The organism is Mesorhizobium sp. M6A.T.Ce.TU.002.03.1.1 (assembly GCF_003997275.1).
Taxonomy (GTDB): domain Bacteria; phylum Pseudomonadota; class Alphaproteobacteria; order Rhizobiales; family Rhizobiaceae; genus Mesorhizobium; species Mesorhizobium mediterraneum.
Genome location: NZ_RZTI01000318.1, coordinates 1 through 384 on the forward strand (window position 1 = coordinate 1; position 384 = coordinate 384).

At 60.9% G+C, this 384-nt stretch carries 1 protein-coding gene; it reads left to right on the forward strand.

The features are described from left to right. Window positions 1-124 precede the first annotated feature (124 nt). On the forward strand, window positions 125-384 hold a 260-nt coding region (locus tag EOC93_RS33735), incomplete at its 3' end, for a TIGR02453 family protein (RefSeq protein ID WP_127206767.1).

Below are 384 nucleotides of genomic sequence, written 5' to 3' on the forward strand. Positions count from 1 at the left end.
TTTCGGCAAAGACGGATCTGGTGGTCGCCGGGCCGGGTGCCGGCTCCAAGCTCAAGCTTGCCAGCGAACTCGGCATCGAGGTGATCGACGAGGATGGCTGGCTGGTACGGATCGGCAAGGCCTGATGGAAGGCGCATTCAAGGGTTTCGGCCCGAAAGCCATTCCGTTCCTGAAGGCGCTGGATTTCCACCAGAGCCGAGAGTGGTTTTTAGAAAACCGCGACCTGTTCGAAAAGGAGCTGCGTGATCCGCTCAGTGATCTGGTCGACACGCTGACCGAGCGTTTCGCGGAGGCCGGACTCGGCCTGCGCGGCGATCGCAAGAAGTCGCTGTTCCGGATCAATCGCGACGTGCGCTTCGCCAAAGACAAGCGGCCCTACAACAG